The sequence below is a fragment of the Halobacterium hubeiense genome, from assembly GCF_001488575.1.
Taxonomy (GTDB): domain Archaea; phylum Halobacteriota; class Halobacteria; order Halobacteriales; family Halobacteriaceae; genus Halobacterium; species Halobacterium hubeiense.
In genome coordinates, this window is sequence record NZ_LN831302.1 from 2,088,715 (window position 1) to 2,106,056 (window position 17,342).

General features: G+C 69.3%; 17 protein-coding genes. 5 read left to right on the forward strand and 12 right to left on the reverse strand.

From position 1 onward, the window contains the following. Positions 1–87: 87 nt before the first annotated feature. The 7 genes from pepF to HHUB_RS11070 form a co-directional block, all read right to left on the reverse strand. Positions 88–1,878 (reverse strand): oligoendopeptidase F, encoded by a 1,791-nt coding sequence (gene pepF / locus HHUB_RS11040; RefSeq protein ID WP_059057660.1) that lies wholly within the window; start codon positions 1,876–1,878, stop codon positions 88–90. 78 nt (positions 1,879–1,956) lie between these two features. Beyond that, complete coding sequence (gene truA, locus HHUB_RS11045; RefSeq protein ID WP_059057661.1) at positions 1,957–2,862, reverse strand: tRNA pseudouridine(38-40) synthase TruA; 906 nt, start codon at positions 2,860–2,862, stop codon at positions 1,957–1,959. Positions 2,863–3,118: 256 nt separating this feature from the next. Beyond that, positions 3,119–4,417 carry a histidine--tRNA ligase gene (gene hisS, locus HHUB_RS11050; protein WP_059057662.1) on the reverse strand — a complete coding sequence of 433 codons (1,299 nt, stop codon included), beginning with the start codon at positions 4,415–4,417 and terminating at the stop codon, positions 3,119–3,121. A 50-nt stretch (positions 4,418–4,467) separates the two neighbouring features. Beyond that, positions 4,468–5,343, reverse strand: coding sequence for an EamA family transporter (locus HHUB_RS11055; RefSeq protein ID WP_059057663.1), 876 nt, complete (start codon positions 5,341–5,343; stop codon positions 4,468–4,470). A gap of 50 nt (positions 5,344–5,393) precedes the next feature. After that, entirely contained in the window at positions 5,394–5,987 is a 594-nt protein-coding gene (locus HHUB_RS11060) for a DUF7411 family protein (protein ID WP_059057664.1), read from the reverse strand. 3 nt (positions 5,988–5,990) lie between these two features. Beyond that, positions 5,991–6,350 carry a DNA-binding protein gene (locus HHUB_RS11065; protein WP_059057665.1) on the reverse strand — a complete coding sequence of 120 codons (360 nt, stop codon included), beginning with the start codon at positions 6,348–6,350 and terminating at the stop codon, positions 5,991–5,993. Positions 6,351–6,444: 94 nt separating this feature from the next. Continuing rightward, on the reverse strand, positions 6,445–6,900 hold the full coding sequence (locus HHUB_RS11070) for a 30S ribosomal protein S19e (RefSeq protein ID WP_059057666.1): 456 nt from the start codon (positions 6,898–6,900) through the stop codon (positions 6,445–6,447). A 139-nt stretch (positions 6,901–7,039) separates the two neighbouring features. Between HHUB_RS11070 and thiL the strand changes: the two genes are divergently transcribed. Beyond that, complete coding sequence (gene thiL, locus HHUB_RS11075) at positions 7,040–7,900, forward strand: thiamine-phosphate kinase (protein WP_059057667.1); 861 nt, start codon at positions 7,040–7,042, stop codon at positions 7,898–7,900. Here the strand turns inward: thiL and HHUB_RS11080 are convergent. The 4 genes from HHUB_RS11080 to HHUB_RS11095 form a co-directional block, all read right to left on the reverse strand. Continuing rightward, the gene (locus HHUB_RS11080) at positions 7,897–9,009 is read right to left on the reverse strand and encodes a site-2 protease family protein (protein WP_059057668.1); all 1,113 of its coding nucleotides are present in this window, start codon (positions 9,007–9,009) and stop codon (positions 7,897–7,899) included. The two genes, thiL and HHUB_RS11080, sit on opposite strands and share 4 nt — an antisense overlap. 120 nt (positions 9,010–9,129) lie before the next feature. Then, positions 9,130–9,384 carry a DUF7123 family protein gene (locus HHUB_RS11085; protein ID WP_059057669.1) on the reverse strand — a complete coding sequence of 85 codons (255 nt, stop codon included), beginning with the start codon at positions 9,382–9,384 and terminating at the stop codon, positions 9,130–9,132. A 261-nt stretch (positions 9,385–9,645) separates the two neighbouring features. Continuing rightward, entirely contained in the window at positions 9,646–10,407 is a 762-nt protein-coding gene (locus tag HHUB_RS11090; RefSeq protein ID WP_059057670.1) for a molybdopterin synthase, read from the reverse strand. Between the two features lie 41 nt (positions 10,408–10,448). Then, positions 10,449–10,715 carry a hypothetical protein gene (locus tag HHUB_RS11095; protein ID WP_059057671.1) on the reverse strand — a complete coding sequence of 89 codons (267 nt, stop codon included), beginning with the start codon at positions 10,713–10,715 and terminating at the stop codon, positions 10,449–10,451. A 103-nt stretch (positions 10,716–10,818) separates the two neighbouring features. Here HHUB_RS11095 and pyrH point away from each other — a divergent pair, with 103 nt between their 5' ends. The 3 genes from pyrH to HHUB_RS11110 are packed head-to-tail and all read left to right on the forward strand — an operon-like array spanning position 10,819 to position 15,032. Next, on the forward strand, positions 10,819–11,541 hold the full coding sequence (gene pyrH / locus HHUB_RS11100; RefSeq protein WP_059057672.1) for a UMP kinase: 723 nt from the start codon (positions 10,819–10,821) through the stop codon (positions 11,539–11,541). A gap of 2 nt (positions 11,542–11,543) precedes the next feature. Beyond that, entirely contained in the window at positions 11,544–13,190 is a 1,647-nt protein-coding gene (lysS, locus tag HHUB_RS11105) for a lysine--tRNA ligase (RefSeq protein ID WP_059057673.1), read from the forward strand. 51 nt (positions 13,191–13,241) lie between these two features. Continuing rightward, entirely contained in the window at positions 13,242–15,032 is a 1,791-nt protein-coding gene (locus HHUB_RS11110; protein WP_059057674.1) for a site-2 protease family protein, read from the forward strand. Here HHUB_RS11110 and HHUB_RS11115 read toward each other — a convergent pair. Continuing rightward, on the reverse strand, positions 15,029–15,550 hold the full coding sequence (locus HHUB_RS11115) for a PadR family transcriptional regulator (protein ID WP_059057675.1): 522 nt from the start codon (positions 15,548–15,550) through the stop codon (positions 15,029–15,031). The genes HHUB_RS11110 and HHUB_RS11115 overlap by 4 nt on opposite strands. A gap of 141 nt (positions 15,551–15,691) precedes the next feature. Between HHUB_RS11115 and HHUB_RS11120 the strand changes: the two genes are divergently transcribed. Further along, positions 15,692–17,203, forward strand: coding sequence for a heme-binding protein (locus HHUB_RS11120; RefSeq protein WP_059057676.1), 1,512 nt, complete (start codon positions 15,692–15,694; stop codon positions 17,201–17,203). The last annotated feature ends 139 nt before the right edge of the window (positions 17,204–17,342 follow it).

Consider the following 17,342-nt stretch of genomic DNA (forward strand, 5'->3'; position numbering starts at 1 on the left):
GCGTAGAAGTTCCTTTGGGTAGGCGGAACGCCTACCGGCGTTCGGGCGTCTGACGGGAACGGGGAGAACTGACCGTCCGTGGCGCCCTCAGACGAGTTCCTCGGCTTGTTCGAGGCGCTCGTCGTAGACGTCGAGCGCGCGTTCGATGGGCTCGCTCGTGGACATGTCCACGCCCGCGGCCCGCAGCAGTTCCAGCGGGTACTCGCTGGACCCGCGCTTGAGGAAGTCGAGGTAGCGGTCGGCGGCGGGCTGGCCCTCGTCGAGGATGTCCTGCACGAGTGCGACGGCCGCCGAGATGCCCGTCGAGTACTGGAAGACGTAGAAGTTGTAGTAGAAGTGCGGGATGCGCATCCACTCGCGGCGGATGTGGTCGTCGACGACGGCGTTCGCGTAGTAGGCCTCCTTGCGCTCGCCGTACACCTCGTCCACGCGGTCGGGCGTCAGCGCCTCGCCCTCTTCGGCCAGCGAGTGCAGGCGGTGTTCGACGTCCGCGAACAGCGTCTGCCGGTACAGCGTCGAGCGGAACCGTTCGAGGTACTCGTTGAGGATGTGCTTGCGGAAGTGGTCGTCCTCGACCGTATCGAGGAGGTGGTTGACGAGCAGCGCCTCGTTGACCGTGGAGGCGACCTCCGCCACGAAGATTTCGTAGTCCGAGTAGACGTACGGCTGCTGCTCGCTGGTGTACTGGCTGTGGAGGCTGTGCCCGAGTTCGTGCGCGAGCGTGAACATCGAGGAGATGTCGTCCTGGTAGTTCATCAGGATGAACGGCTGGGTGTCGTAGGTCCCCCCGGAGTACGCGCCCGAGCGCTTCCCGCGGTTCTCGTAGACGTCAACCCAGCGGGACTCCAGCCCTTCGGCGACGCGGTTCTGGTAGTCCTCGCCGAGCGGCGCGACCGCCTCCACGACGTGCTCTTTGGCCTCCTCGTAGGTGACTTCGGGGCTCTCTGAGTCCACGATGGGCATGTAGAGGTCCCACATCTGGACCTCGTCGACGTCGAGCGCCTCGCGCTTGAGGTCGACGTGGCGGTGGAGCTTGTCGAGGTTGTCGTCGACAGTCTCCACGAGGTTGTCGTACACCTCCGTGGGGATGTTCGCGCCGTCGAGCGCGGCCTCGCGGGCGGTGTCGTAGTTCCGGGCTTCCGCGAGCTTGACGTCCTTCTTCACCTGATTCTTCATCGTCGCGCCGATGGTGTTGCGGACGTCGCCGATGGTCTCGAAGAACGACTCGTGGACGGTCTGACGGAACTCCCGGTCGGGCTCCTTGAGGAGCTTCGTGAAGTTCGCCTGCGAGATTTCGACGGCCTCGCCGTCGGGGTCCTCGACGGTCGGGAACTCCAGGTCCGCGTCCGTCAGCATGCTGTACGCGTCACTGGGCGCGCCGAGCACGTCGCCGAGGTCGCTCAGCAGCTCCTCGACCTCCGCCGAGCGCGTGTGCGGCTTCATGCGGAGGACGTCGTCGAAGTAGTGCTCGTAGGTCGCCAGTTCGGGCTCCTCCTCGACGAGCTCCTGGAGTTCCTCGCGCGTGCAGTCCTGGAGTTCCGGACCGAAGAAGGAGGTCGCGCTGGAGACGTCCGCCATCAGGCTGGACGCCCGCGCCCGGAGCGCCTGATACTGCTGGTCGCGGGTGTCCTCGTCGGAGCGCATCCGCGCGTACGCCGACACCTGCTCGGCCTCGCGGTGGATGTCGTCGCGGAGCTGGAGCGCTTCCAGCAAGGTCTCGCCGGACTCGGTGAGCCGCCCCTCGTAGGCTTCGAGTTCGTCCAGTCGGGACGCGACGTCCTCGTAGGCCGCTTCCCAGTCGTCGTCGCTGGCGTAGATGCTCTCCAGGTCCCACGTGTGTCGTTCGTCGAGCTCGCTTCGTTCGGGAACGCTACTCATGCCGCATTCGTTCGGTGCAGACCGGTTAAACGTTGATGAACGACGGGGCGATTGCCGGCGCTCCGGCGCGAAAATAACTCACAGGGAGTCGGCGACGTGACCGGCCGCCCGCGCTCGCGCACGGCGCTGTTCGCGGAGGTCCGCGAACATCGCCCGGGTCGCGGCCAGCGCGTTCGCCTCGACGGCGAAGTCGAGGTCGTAGTCGACGTCGTGGAGCACGAGCGAGCCGGGCGGCGCGGGCGTCACGCCCTCCGGCCCCTCGATCGGCTCGGCGGCGAGCAGGCGGTCGATGCGGTCGAAGTTGTCGCCGCCCGCGACCGCCTGCACGAGCGCGACGACGCGACGCACGAGTTCGCGGCAGAACCCGCTCGCGCGCAGCGTCACCACCAGGAAGTCGCCGTCGCGCTCGATGCCGCCGGAGAGTTCGCGGACGGTGTTGGCGTCGTCGGGCGTGAGGTTGTGGAAGTCGTGCTCGCCGAGCAGCCGGTCGAGCGCCTCGGCCGCTCGGTCGTCCGCGTCTCCAGCGTGGCTCGCGGGTCGTTCCTCCCCGTCTTCTCGCGGGCTTCGCCCGCTCGAATGGTCCGAGGGACCCCGTCCCTCGCTACTCGCTCGTTCCGCGCCCTCGCTACGCTCGGGCGCGAGCCAGAAGTACCGGTACTCCCGCCAGTTCGCGTCGTGGGTCGCGTGGAACTCCGCGGGCGCGTCGGCGGTCGCCCACGCGCGCAGCGGCCCGGAGAGTTCGCTGTTCAGCCCGGACGGCGTCAGCCACGCGGGCGCGTCGAAGGCGATGGTCTGCGCGCGCGCCGACACGCCGGCGTCGGTCCGGCCGGCAGCCGCGTACCCCGGCGGTTTCTCCCCCTCAAAGGCGTCGAGCCGCCGGAGCGCGCCGAACAGTTCGTCCTCGACGGTCGTGACGTCGGGCTGGCGCTGGAAGCCGTAGTAGGGGCGGCCGTCGTAGGCGACGCGGAACGCGCGACGGGGCATAGCAGTACCTCGTAGCCACCCGACCGAGTCAGTATCGAAATTGGACGTATCGTGCAGTGGAGCATCCACGAGCGCCGTCGGCGCTCGTGGTTCACAGCGCGCTTGCGCGCTGGCGCCGAACCCACCGGAGTTCCCGGGAGCGAAGCGAGCGGGAGCACGGCAGAGCTGTGCTCTGCCGGAGGTGGGTAACGGCGCTTTTTCCCCAAGTTTTTGCGAACGAGGACGGCGGAGCCGTCCGAGTGTAGCAAAAAGTGGGTTACTGGAAGTCGGCGAGCGTCGGTGCGTCCCGGTCGCCCGGGAAGTCCTCGAAGGGCGCGGTGGTCTGGTCGCCGCTCTCCATGTCTTTGACGGTGACTTCGCCGTTCGCGAGGTCCTGTTCGCCGACGATGACGACCGTCTCGGCGCCGATGCTGTCGGCGTAGTTCATCTGCGCGCCGAAGCTCCGGTCGGCGACGTCGCTCTCGACGACGTGGCCGCGAGCGCGGAGGTCGCTGGCGACGCGCGCTGCCTCTGCCTCCGTGTCGCCGACCTGCAGGACGTAGTAGTCCGTCGCGAGGTCGCCCTCCGAGCGGACGCCCGCGCGCTCCAGCAGGAGGTTCAGGGGCGCGTGCCCGGGCGCGACGCCGACCGCGGGCGTGGGCTGGCCGCCGAAGGACTCGATGAGGTCGTCGTAGCGGCCGCCGCCGAACACGGAGCGCCCGATGTCGCCGGTGGCGTCGAAGCACTCGAAGACGACGCCCGTGTAGTAGTCCAGCCCGCGGGCCGTCGTCAGCGAAATCTCGCAGTACTCGCGCACGCCGAGGTTCTCGGCGGCGTCCAGCACGGCGCGGAGGTTCTCGACGGCGTCCGCGACGCGCTCGGTGCCCGCGAACTCGACGAGCGCGTCGAGGTCGTCGCCCGCGAGCAGGTCGTCGAAGCGCTCGGCCTGGTCGTAGGAGAGGCCGACCGCCGCGAGGCCGTCGAGGTACTCCGCGCGCTCGATTTTCGCGCGCTTGTCCACGACGCGGATGGCCTCCTCGGTGTCCACGTCGGCGTCGAAGGCGTTCAGGAGGCCGCCGAGGATGTCGCGGTGGGAGACGCGGAACTCGAAGTCCTCGCCCGTGAGACCGAGACTCGTGAGGCCGTCGGCGGCCACGGCGAGCACTTCGGCGTCAGCGCGCGGGTCGCTGGAGCCGAAGATGTCCACGTTCGTCTGGTAGAACTCCCGGAAGCGGCCCTGCTGGGGCTCCTCGTAGCGCCAGAACGCGCGCGTCGAGTACCACTTGATGGGCTTCGAGAGCTCCTGCTGTTTCGCGACGACCATGCGCGCGACCGTCGGCGTCAGCTCGGGCGTGAGCGCGACGTCGCGGCCGCCCTGGTCGGTAAAGGAGTAGAGCTCGTCGACGATGCCCTCGCCGGACTTGTCGACGTACATCTGCGTGCCCTCCAGCGCCGGCGTCCCGATTTCCCGGAAGCCGTAGCGGCGCGCCGCGTCCTCGACGGCGTCCATCGCCTCGCGGCGCGGCCCCATCTCCTCGGGGTAGAAGTCGCGGAATCCCTTGAGTCGGTCGTACATACCCCGTGGTTCGCCCGACGCGCGCTTGAAAGCTTCCGTTCGCGGGGACGCTACGCGGCAATCAGGCCGACGCCGACCACCGCGAGGACGGCGGCGCCGAGCCGCCGGCGCAAGCCGGGTTCACCGAGGAGCACGCAGCCGAGCAGGACGGCGACGATGGCCTGCCCGTTGACGAGCGTCGAGGCGATGCTGGCGGGCGCGCTGGCGAACGCGAGCGCGGTCACGTGCTCTGCGACTGCGACGCCGGCGCCGGTCACCGCGAACTTCCCGAGGAACGGCCGGATGCCGGTCGCGGGCCAGCGGCGGAGCGCGAGCGGGAGCACGACGGCGGCGACGCCCGCGAGGTACACCGGCACCCAGAGCCGCGTCGGGAACGTGAACCCGTCGAGGACGACCCGGCGGCCGACGTCGCTGACGGCGAACAGCGCCGCGGAGACGAGCGCGAGCTGGGCGGCCCGCGAGTGGACGGCGCGCCGGAACGGTTCGAGGACGTCCCCGCCCTCGTAGTTCGCGAGGTAGACCGCGGTGGTGGCGACGACGATGCCGGCGACCGCCGTCGGTTCGAGGTACGCGCCGAGCACGAACACCTCGATGGGCACGACGAACACGGGGACGATTTTCGCGATGGGCGCGACGTAGGAGACGTCGCCGACGGCCAGCGCCTGCACGGAGACGACGAACGCGAGCGCGCCGAAGACGACGGTGCCGGCGAACACCGCAATCGACCACGCGTCCATCGGCGGGAACGCCGGCAGTCCCTCACTACCGGTCGCGACGGCGAACGGGAGGTACCACGCGATGGCCGCCGCGTTCACGAACACCGTGAGGACCGCGCCGTGGACGCCGACGAAGTAGCGCTTCAGGACGAAGAGGTACGTCCCCCACAGGCCCGCGGCGGCGAGCGCGTAGAGTAGCCCGGACTCCATTCACGCGAACGGAATCCGCGACGGGAGAAGAGTGGTTCGATTGCGGGCCGCTACTCGCGGAGGCCGTGGACGTACGTCTGGTCGTGGTCGGGGAACACCTCGCGGATGGCGTCCTCGCCGTGTTCGGCGCGGAGCATCGCGCGCAGTTCGGCCTCGTAGTCGGCGCGCGGAATCTCCTCGCTGGGACCGACTTCGACGTCGAGTTCGGCGTCCACGAGGCGGTCGACCGCGCTCCGGCCGAAGCCCGCCAGCGGCGAGAGGTAGTCCACGTCGTGGCGGTCTTCGAGGCTCTGCGCTTGCGCCCGCGAGACCGTGGGCACGCGGTCGTCGCGACGCGTGCCGTCGGCGACGGCGTCGAAGTCGAGGGCGGCGACGGCTTCCAGCGCCTCCTCGTGGACGTGCTGGATGCCGTTGCGCGGGTAGCCGTCCTCGCGCATCCGCTCGACGGCCTCCTCGGCGACCTCGCGGTCGAGTTCCAGCGCGCGGAACTCGAAGCCCGCGGCGTCGGCCGCCCGCTCGGCGTGCTCGTGCTCGTCGGTGACGCCGAAGTGCGCGGTGACCAGCGTCACGTCGTAGAAGCGGTCGACGAGCAGCGCCGCCAGCGTGGAGTCCTTCCCGCCGCTGTAGAGCAAGCCCAGCCGCATCGCCTACCGGCGGTTGATGTTGAAGCTCTGGGAGTCGGGCTTGAGTTCGCGGAGCAGGTCTTTCATCTGCTCCTCGTCGATCTGGTCCTGCAGGCGGCCGGACTGCGCGAGCGCGAGAATCTGCTGTTCGGCCTGCTCGGCGAACTCCGGCTTGCTCATCTTGATCGTGTTCAGGCGCTTGCGCGCGCCGTCGGTGAGGTGCTGTTTGAGCAGCGCCTGCTTCTGCTGTTCGGCCTGCTCGCGTTGGGCCTGCTGGGCCGCCTCCCGGTCGCCGCCGCCCTGCTGCTGTTGCTGCTGCTTGAGCTGTTCTTTCTTCTGCTGGCGCAGTTCCTCGAGCCGGTCGTCGTCCGGGCTCCCACTCATACGCGAACAGTAGTCGGCGAATCCGGATAATTCTGACGCAACGGGGTGGTAGCGCCGCGGCTACGCGGCCGGAAACGGCGGAGAAACGGGAGCGTTACGCGTAGCGTTCGAGCTCGGGGCGGTCGAGGTTCTCGATGACGTCGCCGGCCGTCTCGTCGAGGAGGCTGCGGCCCTCGGCGGTGACGACGCGGCCGCGGTCGTGTTGCTGCTCGACGAGGTCCTCGTCTTCGAGCTGCTGGAGCGCGGTGCGGACGATGTTCCGGGAGCTGGACGTGCTCGACGGCGGGGAGACGCCGTAGCGGTTGGAGCCGTCGGTAGTGTCGCCGTAGGCCGTCGCGAGGCGCTTGACGCCGATGGGGCCGTCGACGGCGACCTTCCGGAGGAGGCTGGCGGCGCGGCGCGCCCAGAAGTCCTCCTGTTCGGGGGGGAGTTCGCGGCCGACGCCGGTCTTCGCGAACTGCGCCCAGTCGGGTTCGTCGAGTCGGTCTTCGAGCTCGCTCGCGAGCTCGTCGACGAGCTCGTCAGCGGGAGCGTCGTAGAGGGTTGCCATTGGGCGGAATTCACGTCGGATTCGTTTAAAGCCATCGTTAGGGACTCGCGCGGCGTCGTCGGGCCCTCGGACCACCGGCCGCGAGCGCGAGCGCTGACGCATCCGGGGCGTTTTAGGCCGGGACTGCGAACCCGAGGGCATGAACGAACGGGCGGCCCTCGACGTGGTCGGCGGACTCGTCGCGGGCGCCGGCGACGACGCCGCGGTCGTCGACGACACGGTGTTCACCATCGACATGCTCCACGAGACGACCGACTTCCCCGCCGGCACCACCCGGTACACGGCGGGCTGGCGGTCGGTGGGCGCGTCGCTGTCGGACGTCGCCGCGATGGGCGCGGACGCGACGGCGGCGGTCGGCGTCTACGGCGCGCCCGACTTCGACGAGGACGGTCTGCGCGCGTACGTGGAGGGCGCGCTGGACGTCTGCGAGGCCGTGGGCGCGGAGTACGTCGGCGGCGACTTGGACGGCCACGACGAGTTCACGGTGGCGACGGCGGCCATCGGACGCACCGACGACCCGGTCCGCCGAGACGGCGCGAGTCCGGGGGACGCGCTCGTCGTGACGGGGACGCTCGGACGGACCGCCGCCGCGATGGAACGCTTCGATTCCGGAGACGTCGAGCGGGCGAACGAACTGTTCCGGTTCGAGCCGCGCGTCCGAGCGGGCCGCGCGCTCGCCGGCCACGCGACCGCGATGATGGACTCCAGCGACGGACTGGCGCGCTCGCTCCACCAGCTCGCGGAAGCCAGCGACTGCGGGTTCGCGGTGGACGGCGACAGCGTCCCCGTGGCCGAGGAACTCCGCGACGTTGTCGAGGACCCCCTCGATACCGCCGTGACGTACGGCGAGGACTTCGAACTCGTGGCGACTGTCCCCGAGAGCGCCGTCGGAGTGGTGCGTGCGGAGAGCGACGTCCCCCTTTCTATCGTCGGGGAGGTCACAGCGTCGGGCGTCACGCTGGACGGCGAGCCGCTGGCGGACCGCGGCTGGACGCACTAACCGACGATTTCGATGGGGACGGGCATGAAGCAGAGCGCGCCGAGGACGAACGTGAGTACGCCGACGGCGACCCGGCGCGCGTCCAGCGACGAGTCGTCCACGGGGTCGACGCCGCCCGCGAACGTGATGACAGTCGCGATGACGCCCCAGACGACCCAGATGCCCGCGGTGTCGCCGGCGTCCGCAACGAACCACTGGTAGCCCGCGAGCGCGAACAGCGCCGTCGGCACGAGCGGGGCGACGCGGTCGGCGTGCTCGCCGACCAGCGACCGGAGGACGTGGCCGCCGTCGAGCTGGCCGACCGGGATGAGGTTCAGGAACGTGACGAACATCCCGATCCAGCCGCCCATCACGACCGGACTGATGGACTTCGAGGGGTCGCTGTACGAGAGGGGTTCGCCGAGGACGGCGGCGATGGCCTGCAGCAGCGGCGGGTACGCGAACTGGACTTCGACCGCGGACGCGGAGTTGACGATTTCCGGCGGCACCGTCACGGGCGGCAACAGGAGGCCGACTGCGGAGACGGCGACGGCGGCGACCAGACCAGCCAGCGGGCCGGCGGCGCCGATGTCGAAGAGGGCTTTCCGGGAGGGAATCCGGCCGCGCATCCGGATGACCGCGCCCATCGTCCCGAACAGAGACGGGAACGGGATGAAGTACGGGAGGGAGGCGTCGACGTCGTGGTAGCGGCTCATCGCGTAGTGGCCGAACTCGTGGACGGCGAGCACGCCGACGACCGCGACCGTGAACGGGAGCGCCTGCACGACTTCGGGAGAGAACGGGTCCACGTAGTACCAGTTGGCGCCGACGAACAGCGTCGACGCGATGGTCGCGACGAACAGCGCGACGTTCGTCCACGGGACGCCGCCGTCGTCGGCGGCGTCGTGGGGTTCCGCGACGAGGACGAGTTCGCCGGTGCGGCGCGCGAGCCGGACCTCGTAGCCGCGCTCGCGGAACGCCGGCCAGACGGTCTCCATGAGGGTCTCGCGGTCGGTCTCGGGGTCGCCGAAGTAGAGCACGCGGCCGTCGTCGCGGCGGACCTCGTAGACGTCGAAGACCGACGCGAACGAATCCGGGCTCGGGGCGCCGTCGGGCGGCTGTGCCGACATCACCGGTGCTTACCGTTCCAGCGGTTTAAGCACTTAGTCGCCGACACGCGCGGCTACCGGGCGTGAAAATCGAAGGGGGAGGCTGCGGTGTTCAGGGCGGGCGATGCGAGCGCAGCGGGGTTACGCGGACTGCACGCGCCACGTGGTGGCGCTCGTGTACGACCACTTCTCGACTTCGAGATCGGTCGCGGACTTCGAGAGCTTCACCATGAGCGCGCCGATTTCCTTCGGGGAGAGGTCCACGTCGTCGGCGATGAACTTGCTCTTGAAGTACACCTCGCCGTCGTCGGCCTTCTCGCGGAGGTACGCCTTGAGCCGCGTTTCCTTGTCCTGCGGTTCGTCGGCGTCGGTGGAGGGGGATTGGGTTGCGCTCATCTTCGATTGGGCCTACCGGCTCCGGGAGGTTATAAAGGGGTGAACGTTCGGGCAGATTCGGGCGATTTCAGACGTAAATCGAGATTCGCCGACGTTTCACGAACGTTCGAGAATCCGCGAGACATTTTATCGCGCTATTAGAATTGTTATTTCACTCAGTTCGTTGCGGATTCAACGTCGGACGAGCGGCGTCCGAAATCCGCTGCGGAACCGCGGGTAGGCGGCGACAACAGCGGTTGAACGGGCGGCGCGCGCCGACAGCTACTGCTCGTGCTTCCAGAACTCGTCCTCGACGGTGACCTCCTTCTTGAAAATCGGGACCTCCTCCTTGAGTCGGTCGATGCCGTCCGAGACCGCCTCGAAGGCCTCGCCGCGGTGGCCCGCCAGCACCGCCACGAAGACGATGTCCTCGCCGGCCTCGACGCGGCCGACGCGGTGGTGGAGGCGGACGTCGAGGACGCCGTCGCGGGCTTCCAGCTCCTCGCGGATGGTCCGAGTGCGCTCGGCGGCCACGGCGTCGTACTTCTCGAAGGTCAGCGACTCCGTCCACTCGTCGTCCTCGTCTTCGAGCGCGCGGACGCGGCCCGTGAACGTCGCGATGGCGCCGGAGTAGTCCGCGCGCGGCGAGCGCTTCAGCTCCGCGACCAGCGAGGCCAGCGTCTCGAAGGGCTCGGCGGCCTCGACGGCGTCCACGGCAGCGTCGAGGTCCGGGGTCTCGGGGTCGAGGCGGAGTGCGGGGTCCTCGACGGTGGCGTCCCCGACGGCAATCTGGGGGACGCGGGCGTCCGGGAAGCCGACGAGCAGCGCGTAGTCGTGGTCGCGGGCGAGGTCGTCGAGCAGGTGGTCGGGCGAGCGGTCCGCGCCCGCGCCCGTCCAGCCGTCGCCGACGGTGTACGTGGTTCGTTCCGTGGTGTCGGGGTCGCCGGCGCGAACGACGCCGACGCGGCCGCGCTCTGCGAGACGGTCGGCGAGTCGGTCCGCGACGCCGTCGGCGCCGTCGCCGACGATGCCGTGTAGTTGCATACTCGAACGTGGGGGTGCTCGCGGTTTGTAGGTGTCGCCAGCTACCGCGCTCGCCACCACCGCCAGCCAACCGACAGCCCAGCGAGAAAGAGGAGGAGGGCGACCACGTTGAGCACGTCGTCGTAGGGCGGCGAGAGCAGGTCGCCGAGCTGGAGCAGCGAGTACGCCAGCCAGAGGAGCCCGACGGCCGTCAGCGCGAGCGTCCGCAGCGGCGGCAGCGAGCCGAACCGGTAGCGCCACGCGGTCGCGAACAGCACCAGCAGCCACGCCAGCGTCAGGAGGACCGCGGGGTCCGTGACCGAGACCATACCGTGGGTAGGCGTGCCGCCCGGATAACGGTTCGTCGCGGTCGCAGACGCTGCTCTGCAGTTGACAACCCTTAAGGACGCAACAGGGCTATCACGGTGTAGTATGCGTGTCGTTGTTTCTATCGGCGGGAGCGTCCTCGCGCCCGACCTCGCCCACGAGCGGGTCGAGGAGCACGCCGCCGCCATCGAAGAACTCGCCGACGCCGGCTGCGAAGTCGGAGCCGTCGTCGGCGGCGGGGGTGTCGCGCGGGACTACATCACGACGGCGCGGGCGCTCGGCGCCAACGAAATCGAACTGGACGACATCGGCGTCGACGTCACGCGCCTGAACGCCCGCCTGCTCATCGCGGCGCTCGACGGGATGGCGGCGCCCAGTCCCGCTGAGAGCTACGAGAAGGCCGGCGAGGCGATTCGCCGCGGCGACGTCGCGGTGATGGGCGGCGTGGTCGCCGGGCAGACCACGGACGCGGTCAGCGCGGCGCTGGCGGAGTACACTGACGCCGACCTGCTGCTGTACGCGACCAGCGTCCCGGGCGTGTTCAGCGCCGACCCCAACGAGGAGGCCGACGCCGAGCGCTTCGACGAGATGACCGCGGGCGAGCTCGTGGACATCATCGCGGACATCGAGATGAACGCGGGGTCGTCGGCGCCCGTGGACCTGCTCGCCGCGAAGCTCATCGAGCGCTCGGGCGTCCGCACCATCGTCCTCGACGGCACCGACCCCTCCCGCATCGTGGACGCCGTGCTGTACGGCGAACACGACGGGACGGACATCATCCCCGAGGGCACCGCCGACCAGATGACCTACTGGGCGGACGAGAAGTAGCGATGCACCCCGACGACGACCCCTACATTCTCGGCGACGAACGCGGCTTCTGGGCGGACACCGCGGCCGACCGCGTGCTCGACCGCGACCCCGAGGAGCCAATCGTCATCAAGGGCGGCATCTCGCCGTCGGGCGTCCCGCACCTCGGGAACATGAACGAAATCGTCCGCGGCTACTTCGTCGCGGAAGTGCTCCGGGAGCGCGGCTACGACGTCCGGCAGATTTTCACCAGCGACGACCGCGACCCGCTCCGCAAGCTCCCGCGGAAGCTCGCGGACCTCGACGGCGACCTCGTCGATTTGGGGGACGTGAACGCGGGCGCGCTCGGGCAGAATCTCGGTGCGCCCTACACGGCGATTCCCGACCCGTTCGGGTGCTGTGAGTCCTACGGCGCGCACTTCTCGAATCTCATCGAGGAGTCCGCGGAGCTGCTGGGCATCGACGTGGAGATGGTGTCGAACACCGAGCTGTACGAGGACGGCGACCTCGAAGCAGTCACGGAGTTCCTCCTCGAAAACCGGGAGAACGCTCGCGAGGTGCTCGGCGAGTACCAGGAGAAAGTCGACGCCGACTACGTCCCGTTCCGGCCCATCTGCGAGAACTGCGGCCACGTCACCGAGACCGACGCCGTCACCGACATCGACCTCGACGAGGGCGTCGTCCACTACGAGTGCAGCGACGTCGAGGCTGGCGACCGCACCATCGAGGGCTGCGGGCACGAGGGCACCGCGAGCCTGCGCGACGGGAAGCTCCCGTGGCGCTTCGAGTGGCCCGCGCAGTGGCAGGTGCTGGGCGTGGACTTCGAGCCGTTCGGCAAAGACCACGCCGAGGGCTCGTGGCCGTCCGGGACGGACGTCGCGCGCAACGTCCTCGACGACGAACCCCCGGTGCCGATGGTGTACGAGTGGTTCACGCTCGACGGCGAGCCGTTCTCCTCCTCGGAGGGCCACGTCGTCCTCGTGCAGGACGTGCTCCGGCTCCTGGAGCCGGAAGTGGTGCGGTTCTTCTTCAGCAAGGACCCCCAGCGAGCGCGGGACTTCTCCGTCGAACGCCTCGACCAACTGGTCGACGAGTTCGACCGCATGGAAGCCGTCTACTTCGGGGAAATCGACGCCGACGAGGACGAACGCGAGCGCGCCGAACGCGTCTACCCCCTCGTCGTGGACGAGCCCCGCAAAGAGCGCATCCGCATCCCGTACACGTTCGCGGCCGTGCTCGGGATGACCGACGACCCCGCGCTCCGCGAGGAAATCGCACGGCGCGAGGGACACATCCCCGAGGACGCCCCCGACTGGGCAATCGACGCCGCGCTGGAACGCGTCGAGCGCGCCCGCGAGTGGGCACGCCGCACGGACAACGAGTTCAACTACAGCCTCGCGCGCACGGAGATTCCCGACCACGACTTCGACGCCGCCACCGAGGAAGCCCTCGACGAGCTCGCGGACTTCCTCGAAGCCGAGGAGCCCGACGGCGACGAGCTACAGGGCGAAATCTACGAGACCGCCAAGCGCCACGACGTCGACATCGGCGCGTTCTTCTCCGCGGGCTACCGGCTGTTCTTCGACGAGGACCAGGGCCCGAAGCTCGGGCCGTTCCTCGCGAAGCTCGACCGCGAGTTCGTGCTCGGGCGGCTGCGCCGCCGGCGCTGACCCCTTCGGATACCCAACGGCTTTTGCCGCGCGGCCCCTGAATCTCGGGTAATGGATATCTGGACGGTTCTCGGCGTCGCCCTGCTGGCGTACTGGGCCGGCGTGTCGTGGGCGAAGGCCCGCAACCTCCTGCCGTCGTTCGTCTCCGCGACCGGGCCGGTGCTCACCCTCCACACGAAGCGCGGGAAGCGGCTACTGGCGTGGGCCGCGACCCCCAAGCGGTTCTGGCGCGCGTGGGGGAACTTCGGGCTCGGCGTCGCGCTCGTCGTCGCCGCCGGCACGCTGTTCATGCTGGTCACGTCCGCGGCGCAGACGCTCGCGAACCCGCCCGCGCCCACCGCGGTGAACCAGCCGCGGAACGCGCTGGTCATCCCGGGCGTCAGCGACTTCATGCCGCTGTCGGTCGCCCCCGAAATCGTCGCGGGGCTGTTCATCGGGATGGTCGTCCACGAGTTCGGCCACGGCCTGATGTGCTACGTCGAGGACATCGACGTGGACTCGATGGGCGCGGTACTGCTCGCGGTGCTTCCCATCGGCGCGTTCGTCCAGCCCGACGAGGAGAGCCAGCGCCGCGCCGACCGCGGGTCGCAGGCGCGCATGTTCGCGGCGGGCGTGACGAACAACTTCCTCGTGGTCGTCGTGGCGTTCGCACTCCTGTTCGGCCCGGTCGCGGGCGCGGTCGGCGTCGCCAGCGGCGGACTGGTCGGCGACGTCCACGACGACTCGGCGGCCGCCGCGGCCGGCGTCGGCGCGGGCGACCGCGTCACCGCGGTCGGCGGCGTCCCGGTCGCGAACAACACGGAGTTCCAGCGGGCGCTCGACGACGCCGAGAGCCGCGAGGTCACGGTGACGCTGGCCGGCGGCAACGAAGTGCGCGTCGACCGCCACCTCCTCGTGACCGGCGTCGCCACCGACTCGCCGCTGGCCGCGCTCGGAACGGGGAGCGTCCTCGCGGAAGTCAACGGCACGGCGGTCTACACGCAGCGCGGGCTCGAAGCCGCCGTCGAGAACCGGACGGTCGCGACCTTCGAAACGGCCAACGGGTCGAGTGTCACCGCGCCCGCCGGCGCCTTCGTCACCGTCGTCCCCGACACGCCCGCGGACGCCGCCGGCCTCCCCGCGGAGGGGAACGCCATCGTGACGCGAATCGACGACGAGCGCGTCACCAGCGGCAGCGACATGGGCGACGCCCTCGACGCACACGACCCCGGCGAGACGGTGACCGTCGAGGCCTTCGTGAACGGGACCGTCGATACGTACGACGTCGCGCTCGGCGAGCAGAGCGACGGCTCCAGTTACTTCGGCGGCGTCATCGCCACCGGCGTCAGCGGCCTCTCCGCGTCAGGGTTCGGCGCGCAACTGTACCCCGCCGACGCGTTCCTCTCGCTGGCCTCCGGGGACGTCGAGGGGACGGGGCTGGGACTGCTGCTCGGGGGCGGCGCCAGCGGCCTCGTCGGGTTCCTGCAGGGCATCGCGGCCGCGCTGTTCCTCCCGCTTCTGAGCATCATCGACCCGTCGCTGGCGTTCAACTTCCCCGGGTTCGCGGGCGTGAACACGAGCTTCTACGTCGCCGCCGGGCCGCTGCCGGACGCGGTGGTGTTCGTCGTTGCGAACGTCCTGCTGTGGACCGGGTGGATAAACCTCAACCTCGCCTTCTTCAACTGCATCCCCGCGTTCCCGCTGGACGGCGGCCACCTGCTGCGGACGGTCGCGGAAGCGGTCACCTCGCGGCTCCCCATCGGCGACCGGCGAGCGGTCACCCGCGCCATCACCACGAGCATCGGGCTGACGATGCTCGCGGCGCTGGTCGTGATGTTCTTCGGCCCGCAGCTACTGGGCTAGTCGTCGAGGCCCATCCGGTCGGCGAACTCCTCGGGCGTGTCCTCGACGCGCTCGAACTCCTCGAAGTAGTACTCGTGGTGGCGGATGAGCTGCTCGGCGATCCACGCCGAGAACGCCTCGTCGAAGCGCCACCCCTCGCCCTCCTCGGGGTTGTCCACGTCGAAGCGCTCGTCGGTCGCCAGCACCGCGAACACGTGGTAGAACCCGAGGATGACGTCCGTCACGTCGTCGGCGGTCTGCCCGACCTCCTCGCGCTTCTCCGCGAGCTTCTCGCGGCCCGCCTCCGTTATCTCGAAGTACTTGCGGTCGGGCTCGTCCTCGACCTCGATGCGCTCGGCGTACCCCTCCTCCTCGAACTTGTAGAGGATGGGGTAGACGGAGCCGTAGGAGGGCTCCCAGTGGCCGCCGCTGAGGTCGCCGATCTCCTTGAGAATCTCGTACCCGTAGCGCGGGCGTTCCTCCAGCAGTTCCAACACGAGATACGAGACGAGCCCTTTCGGCGGACCGCTCTTGCGCATTCACGCGGACGTTCCGCGGTTCGCCGGGAAAACGTTTCGGTCGCGGCCATCCCTCCGTTTTCCGGGCGTTGACGCGGCCAGCGGGTCCGCCGACAGGACTGGTTAGGAAAACCCTTCTACGGCGAATCCCAACACGCGAACATGGCAGACGCTCCACCGACCGACGAGGGTTGGTTCGTGCTCCACGACTTCTACACCGTGGACTGGGACGCGTGGCGGGACGCCCCCGAACGGGACCGCGACGCGGCCCTCGACGAGGCCGAGTCGTTCCTCGCGCACCGCGAGGCGCTCGCGGACGCCGACGAGGGCGACTCCGCGGTGTTCTCCATCACCGGGCAGGACGCCGACCTCATGTTCGTCCACTTCCGCGAGTCGCTGGACGAACTCGACCGCATCCAGCGCTCGTTCGAGCAGACGGCGTTCGCGGCGTACACGGAGCGCGCGCACTCCTACGTCTCCGTCGTCGAGATCTCGGGGTACACCGCGCCCGACTACTTCGAGGACCCCGAGAGCGTGGACGCGGGCCTCCGGCAGTACTTCGAGAGCAAGCTCACGCCGGAGATTCCCGAGGACACGTACGTCTCCTTCTACCCGATGAGCAAGCGCCGCCAGCCCGAGCAGAACTGGTACGACCTGCCGCTGGAGGAGCGCGCGGAGATGATGGAGGTCCACGGCGAACTCGGCAAGCAGTACGCCGGGCGGGTCAGCCAGGTCATCGCGTCCTCCGTGGGCCTCGACGACTGGGAGTGGGGCGTGACGCTGTTCGCGGACGACCTCACGGACATCAAGGACATCGTCTACGAGATGCGCTTCGACGAGGTCTCCGCGAAGTACGGCGAGTTCGGCGAGTTCTTCGTCGGCCGCCGCTTCCCGCCGAGCGACCTCCCCGCGTTCATGGACGGCGCCGAAGTCCCGACGCCCGAAGACGAGGGCCACGCGCACGGCCACGGCGAGAGCGGGCACGCGCACGGTGAAGGCGGCCACGGCCACGAACACGGTGACAGTCACGGCCACGACGACGGCCACGAACACGGCGACGGCCACCACGACCACGGCGACGAGGAGGAGAGCGACGGCATCCGCGGCGAACTCGAAGACCTCGACATCTACGCGGGTCAGCCCCACGGCGAGGACGTCTACGCGACGGTCCTCTACTCGGAGGCCGACACCGACGAGCTGTTCGAAGAAGTCGAGGGCCTGCGCGGGAACTTCGACCACTACGACACGCACGTCAAGACCGCCGTCTACGACGGCCGCAAGACGGACCGCGCCGCCGTCGTCTCCATCTGGGACACCGCCAGCGCCGCCGACACCGCCGCCGGCTTCCTCTCCGAGCTCCCCGAGGTCGTCTCCCGCGCCGGCGAGGAGTCCGGCTTCGGCACGATGGGGATGTTCTACGAGACCAAGCCCGAACACACCGACGACTTCGTCGAGAAGTTCGATACTGTGGCGGACGTCCTCGCGGAGATGGACGGCCACTTCGAGACCGACCTCATGATGAACGTCGAAGACGAGAACGACATGTTCATCGCCAGCCAGTGGGCGTCCAAGGAGGACGCGATGAGCTTCTTCCGCAGCGACGACTTCGCCGACACCGTCGACTGGGGCCGCGACGTGCTCGCGGACCGGCCGCGGCACGTGTTCCTAGCCTAAATTTTTCGAGGAGGGTGCGCGGAGCGCACCCTCCTCCAAAAAGTCAGATAAAAAGACCGCGCTCACTCCGTTCGCGCGGGGAATCGCCTCGCTACGCTCGGCGAATGCATCATTCACAGTAGTTGCCAGTACTGTTTCT

Excerpts from the sequence above, each read along its gene's own strand:
- truA (WP_059057661.1), bottom strand. The coding sequence starts at position 2,862 with ATGCCCCGTCGCGCGTTCCGCGTCGCCTACGACGGCCGCCCCTACTAC.
- HHUB_RS11055 (WP_059057663.1), bottom strand. The coding sequence starts at position 5,343 with ATGGAGTCCGGGCTACTCTACGCGCTCGCCGCCGCGGGCCTGTGGGGG.
- HHUB_RS11095 (WP_059057671.1), bottom strand. The coding sequence starts at position 10,715 with ATGGTCTCGGTCACGGACCCCGCGGTCCTCCTGACGCTGGCGTGGCTG.
- hisS (WP_059057662.1), bottom strand. The coding sequence starts at position 4,417 with ATGTACGACCGACTCAAGGGATTCCGCGACTTCTACCCCGAGGAGATG.
- HHUB_RS11115 (WP_059057675.1), bottom strand. The coding sequence starts at position 15,550 with ATGCGCAAGAGCGGTCCGCCGAAAGGGCTCGTCTCGTATCTCGTGTTG.
- HHUB_RS11065 (WP_059057665.1), bottom strand. The coding sequence starts at position 6,350 with ATGAGTGGGAGCCCGGACGACGACCGGCTCGAGGAACTGCGCCAGCAG.
- HHUB_RS11120 (WP_059057676.1), top strand. The coding sequence starts at position 15,692 with ATGGCAGACGCTCCACCGACCGACGAGGGTTGGTTCGTGCTCCACGAC.
- lysS (WP_059057673.1), top strand. The coding sequence starts at position 11,544 with ATGCACCCCGACGACGACCCCTACATTCTCGGCGACGAACGCGGCTTC.
- HHUB_RS11090 (WP_059057670.1), bottom strand. The coding sequence starts at position 10,407 with ATGCAACTACACGGCATCGTCGGCGACGGCGCCGACGGCGTCGCGGAC.
- HHUB_RS11080 (WP_059057668.1), bottom strand. The coding sequence starts at position 9,009 with ATGTCGGCACAGCCGCCCGACGGCGCCCCGAGCCCGGATTCGTTCGCG.
- HHUB_RS11110 (WP_059057674.1), top strand. The coding sequence starts at position 13,242 with ATGGATATCTGGACGGTTCTCGGCGTCGCCCTGCTGGCGTACTGGGCC.
- pepF (WP_059057660.1), bottom strand. The coding sequence starts at position 1,878 with ATGAGTAGCGTTCCCGAACGAAGCGAGCTCGACGAACGACACACGTGG.
- HHUB_RS11060 (WP_059057664.1), bottom strand. The coding sequence starts at position 5,987 with ATGCGGCTGGGCTTGCTCTACAGCGGCGGGAAGGACTCCACGCTGGCG.
- HHUB_RS11070 (WP_059057666.1), bottom strand. The coding sequence starts at position 6,900 with ATGGCAACCCTCTACGACGCTCCCGCTGACGAGCTCGTCGACGAGCTC.
- HHUB_RS11085 (WP_059057669.1), bottom strand. The coding sequence starts at position 9,384 with ATGAGCGCAACCCAATCCCCCTCCACCGACGCCGACGAACCGCAGGAC.
- pyrH (WP_059057672.1), top strand. The coding sequence starts at position 10,819 with ATGCGTGTCGTTGTTTCTATCGGCGGGAGCGTCCTCGCGCCCGACCTC.
- thiL (WP_059057667.1), top strand. The coding sequence starts at position 7,040 with ATGAACGAACGGGCGGCCCTCGACGTGGTCGGCGGACTCGTCGCGGGC.